Source organism: Streptomyces sp. SID4985, from assembly GCF_009863025.1.
Lineage (GTDB): Bacteria > Actinomycetota > Actinomycetes > Streptomycetales > Streptomycetaceae > Streptomyces.
In genome coordinates this window covers 1-4,963 of record NZ_WWIR01000103.1, presented here as the reverse complement: position 1 = coordinate 4,963, position 4,963 = coordinate 1, and the positions used below count along the sequence as shown (strand labels likewise).

The following is a 4,963-nucleotide window of genomic DNA, read 5'->3' as shown; positions in this document are numbered from 1 at the left end:
CGGGCGGCACGCGCGGCGAGGCGCTGGGCCCGGGCGATGCGCCCGTTCCCCGCGTCCGGCTGTCCGGCGTCGCCGTCGGCGGCCTTGCTCTCGCCGTCGGGACGCTCGGTCGCGCCCTCGGCGAACCAGGCACCGTCCTCGGCGCCCGCAGGCTCGTCGTCCTCGGCGTCCGAAGCCTGACTCTCGGCGCCCGAAGCCTCGACCTCGGGGTCCGACGGCTCGTCCTCGGCGTCCGCGGCCTCGTCCTCGGTGTCCGCCTCCGGGAGCAGCAGCTCCATCGTGGTCTCGGTCACCAACGGCGGTACGCGACCGGCGGAGTCGTCCCGGACCTCGTCGTCCTGGACCTTCTCGTCCTGAACGTCATCGTCCCGGACGTCCTCGTCCTGACCCGCGTTGTCCAGTACCGCCTTCTCCGCGAGAGCCACCAGCGGGTCCTTGGCGCGGCCCCGCAGGACGTTGGAGTTGGCCTCCGCGTCGGCGCCGGGGAGTGAGAAGGACTGGGTGGTGTCTCGGCGGGTGGCCGGGTGGGGGATCGCGGCGACCGGGGTCTCGGCGAGCAGCGCCTCGGGCAGGACGACGACCGCCGCCACTCCCCCCTGCTTCTGCTCGCGCAGCTTCACGCGGATGCCGTGCCGGTGGGCGAGCCGGGCCACCACGTACAGGCCGAGACCGAGGCCCTCGGTGCCCTCCTGCTCGTACGGCGAGTCCGGATCGAACTCCGCCAGGCGGGAGTTGAGCCGGTCCATGCGCTCGGTGGTCATGCCGATGCCCTCGTCCTGCACGGAGAGCATGACCTCACCGGACTCCAGCATCCAGCCGGAGACCTCGACGGGCAGGTCCGGCGGGGAGAACGAGCTGGCGTTCTCCATGAGTTCGGCGAGCAGATGGGAGAGGTCGTCGGCGGCGAACCCGGCCACATGGGCGTGCGGGGGCAGCGCGGCGATGCGGACGCGTTCGTAGCGCTCGATCTCGCTGACGGCCGCGCGGACCACGTCGACCAGCGGGACCGGTCCCGGGTGCGGCAGGACGTGCTCGGTGCCGGAGAGGACGAGCAGGTTCTCGCTGTGACGGCGCATGACCGTGGCGAAGTGGTCCAGCTTGAACAGCGTGGCCAGCCGCTCCGGGTCCTGCTCGCGCTCCTCCAGGCCCTCGATGACCGAGAGCTGGCGCTCGACGAGGCCGAGGGTGCGCAGCGCGAGGTTGACGAAGGTGCCGCCGATGCTGGTCCGCAGCCGCTCCAACTGGGCGGAGGACTCGGACAGTTCGGTACGCAGCTGCTCGCGCGCGTCGGCCATCTTCTGCCGCTGGCCGACCAGGTGCTTGCGGTCGGTCTCCAGGGTGGCGATGCGCTCGTGCAGCGCGACGGCGTGCGCGTGCAGGGCGTTGACGGAGCGGACGACCTGGGCGAACTCGTCGTTGCGCCCGGTGAAGGCGATGGGCTGCTCGGTCGTCGGGTCCTCGGCGCCGGCGAGCCGGGCGGAGCCGCGGCGCAGCACGGACAGCGGGCGGGTCAGCGTGCGGGCCATGCCGGTGGCGATGCCGACGGCGACCAGCATGAGCACGCCGAGCGCGGCGACGCGGATCTCCAGCGCCGTGACGTCGTCGTCCCGCAGCCGGGCGAGGTCCTTGGTGCGCCGGTCGTAGAGGGCCTGCTCGGCGCCGCGCATCAGGTCGACGCGGGCGGAGAGCGCGGCGTCCAGCTTCTTGGGGCTGACGTTCAGCTCACGGTCGCCGAGGGTCGGCTGGTCGGTGAGGGCGGCGAGGTACTTGTCCGCGGAGTTGACCTCGGCCCCGGTGACCGTGGAGTCGAAGGAGGTGACCGCGTCCTTGGCGCCGGTGGCGCGGAAGTCCGCGAGGGTCGCGTCGGCGCGCACCCGGGCCTGCTGGGCGGCGGCGGTGAGCGCGTCGCGCTGCTTGCCGTCCGCCGCGGTGGTGGTGTGCGTGGTGACGGGCAGACCGGTGATCGGGCTGATCACCGTGCTCTCGGTGGACGGCACGCTGAGCGCGGCCAGCAACAGGCCGCGGGCGGCGGCGGACTGCTGGACGGCGGTGTCCAGTTCGGCGAGCGCGTAGCCGCCGGTACCGGCGCGCGGGGGCATCTTCTCGGCCAGTTCCATGGCGAGCCGGTGCAGGTCCGCGATGGTGGCGGAGTACGCCTGATGGGTCTGGAGCGCGTCCGTCCTCCCCGTGAGCGCGGTGCGCCGGACGGCCGCTATGCCGTCGAGGTCGGCCCGCAGCCGGGACGGGATGCCGGTGTCGGCGCGCAGGTCCTCGACCTGGCGGTCCACCCGGGCTCCGCGTTCCTCGGAGGGTGCCTTGGACTTGGGGCGCCCGGCCGCCACGTAGGCGGTGACTTCGTCGCGCTCGTCGGCCAGGGAGTGCGCCAGCGCGAGGGCGTCCTGGGTGCGGGCGGACAGTGTCGCCAGCTCCTGGGACTCGCTGAGATCCCGGGACGCGCCGAGCAGCGCGGGCGCGCCTGCTCCGGCGATGGCCGCGGCGACAACCGCCACGGCGACGATCAACCGGGTGCGCACATGAGTGGGGCGTCCGGCGCCCACGGGGGTCTGCTCGGCAGCCCCCTCGGGGGCCGTCTGCCTGCCTGTGCGCCGAGGCCGCTTCTTCTGCACCGGTGCTCGCAATCCTGAACTCGTCTGCCGAAGGGCCCGGGTGGCGCCCCGTCGTCTCGGTGCCAAGTGGTGCGTACACCCGGTTCGTACGGTTCCCGACCCTCCCAGCGCTGGTGGGCAGTGGCCGCGCATCACCTGACCCGCCACCCGAAGGAGTGAACATCGGAGGGGAGTTGGCGGGCAAGTTCCGCCGGGCCGTCCGACACCCCTGTGCGGTGGGCCGGTTGGACGCGCGGGGCAGCCTTTGGCAATATTCGCCGCCACGTCTTCCCGGACCGTGTCAATTTCCCCCAAAGCAGGCCCCTGAACGGCACCGGCGGCTCAATTGCGCTGTCGCCGACGAGGTTTGGCGATTTCTGTAAAGGGTTCGTGCAGACTGGGCCGGTGCGCACTGAACTCGTCTCGGAACCCGGTGACCCGGACCGCCCCAACGAGGACTTCGCCGGGGTCGGACTACCCGCCTGCGGTCAGGGTGGTTGCGTGATCTTGCTCGACGGGGTGACGCCGCCCCGGGAGGCGACCGGGTGTGTGCACTCCGTCCCCTGGTTCACGGCGCGGCTCGGCGGCGCACTGACCGAACTGACCGTTTCCGACCGACATCTGACGCTGCCGGAGATTCTCGCGCACGCGATCGACCGAACCCGTTCCGCGCACTCTCAAACCTGTGACCTTTCTCACCCACGAACGCCCCAGGCCACGGTCGTTCTGGCCCGTTGGTCCGCCGACCTGCTGGAGTACCTGGTCCTGTCCGACTCGGCGCTGCTGCTCCGCGCCCCTGACGGGGCGGTCACCCCGGTTCTGGACGACCGGCTGGCGCGGCTCCCGCGCGCGGCGCTCGCCACCGACGCGCTGATCGACGCGAACCTGCGCAACAAGGAAGGCGGCTTCTTCACGGCCGCCGCCGATCCCTCGGTCGCCGCCCGCGCGGTCACCGGCAGCGTCCCGCGCGCGGAGGTCCGCGCCCTGGCCGCCCTGACCGACGGCGCGGCCCGCTGGACGGAGAAGTTCCACGAGGGCGACTGGACGGCCCTGTTCGACCTGATCGCCGAACAGGGCGCCGACGCGCTGGTGGCCCGGGTGCGCGAACTGGAGGACAAGGACCGCGAGGAGCGGACCTTCCTGCGCCGCAGCAAGACCCACGACGACGCGTCGGTGATCCACGTCGCCTTCTGAGCGGGGCCGCTTCTCCGCCTGAGCAGGGCTACTTCTCCGCGATGCCGTTCAACTGGTGCAGCAGCCGCGCCAGTTCGGCGACCTCGCGGCGGTCCCAGTGGGCGAGCTGGCTGACGTAACGGGCGCGGCGGGCCTCGCGGACCGTGCCGACCCGGCGGCGGCCCTCCTCGGTGAGGGTGACGAGCCAGGCGCGGCCGTCGGCCGGATCGGGCTCGCGGGCGATCAGCCCCAGCTCCTCCAGGGCCCGCAGCTGGCGGGACATGGTGGCCTTGCCGACGCCGATGTACGCGGCCAGTTCGGTGGCCCGCTGGCCGCCGCACTCGTCGAGCCGGATGAGCAGGCCGTACGCGGAGGACTCCAGGTCGGGGTGGACCTCGCGGGCCATCTCTCCCTGGTTGGCGCGAGCGCGCCGCAGCAGCACGGTCAGCTCACGTTCCAGCGCCAGGAACTCCTGGTCCGCGCAGCGCGGCACCTCCTGGCCGCCGGCGCCGTGCGCGCCGCCCTTTCCGTCCTCGTGCACGTCAGCACCCCTGAATCGGTTTCGCGTCCTGAAATTTTCTGCCGGACCCCGGCATCACCGCAGCTCCGCCAGTATTTCGCAGGCGTAGACCAACGGCGGCATCGAAGCCCTCTTCCACGCGCTCATCTACGTGCGTAGCTTCAATTGACGGGCCCGACATGCCAGACAGGCCCGACAGTTCCTGTGACATGACCACGTTCCCCCCACTTCTCCTCGGATCGCCCAGGAGGTACGTCATGCCCGTGCACAGACCCGGCTCCCGCCGTCCGCGCTCGCCCGGTTCCCTCGCGGGGCTCGCCCTGGCCCTGCTGACGGCACTCGCGCTCGCCGCCCTGACCGCCGTACCCGCCGCCGCCCGCACCGCCGCGGTACCCGCGCGGGGCTCCGCCTACCTCGGTATCGGCGTCGCCGCCCACGACGGCCGCTCCGGCACTCCCCCGGCCGTCGCCGCCGCCGTCCAGACCGAGGGCGTCGACGTCTCCGGCCACCAGGGCAGCGTCGACTGGGCCACCCTCTGGAACAGCGGGGTCCGCTGGGCCTACACGAAGGCCACCGAGGGCACCTACTACACCAACCCGTCCTTCGCCCAGCAGTACAACGGCTCGTACAACGTCGGCATGATCCGCGGCGCGTACCACTTCGC

General features: G+C 72.4%; 4 protein-coding genes. 2 read left to right on the top strand and 2 right to left on the bottom strand.

Translation table 11 applies throughout. The annotated features are described in order from the left end of the window. A partial coding sequence (locus GTW40_RS04365; protein ID WP_343245611.1) for a nitrate- and nitrite sensing domain-containing protein occupies positions 1–2,627 on the bottom strand: 2,627 nt, incomplete at its 3' end. Positions 2,628–3,011: 384 nt separating this feature from the next. Between GTW40_RS04365 and GTW40_RS04360 the strand changes: the two genes are divergently transcribed. Beyond that, complete coding sequence (locus GTW40_RS04360) at positions 3,012–3,800, top strand: protein phosphatase 2C domain-containing protein (protein ID WP_161178813.1); 789 nt, start codon at positions 3,012–3,014, stop codon at positions 3,798–3,800. Positions 3,801–3,828: 28 nt separating this feature from the next. On the opposite strand, the gene GTW40_RS04355 is transcribed toward GTW40_RS04360, so the two are convergent. After that, positions 3,829–4,272, bottom strand: coding sequence for a MarR family transcriptional regulator (locus GTW40_RS04355; RefSeq protein WP_343245612.1), 444 nt, complete (start codon positions 4,270–4,272; stop codon positions 3,829–3,831). 284 nt (positions 4,273–4,556) lie between these two features. On the opposite strand from GTW40_RS04355, the gene GTW40_RS04350 reads away from it, so the two are divergent. Beyond that, a partial coding sequence (locus tag GTW40_RS04350) for a GH25 family lysozyme (RefSeq protein WP_272918978.1) occupies positions 4,557–4,963 on the top strand: 407 nt, incomplete at its 3' end.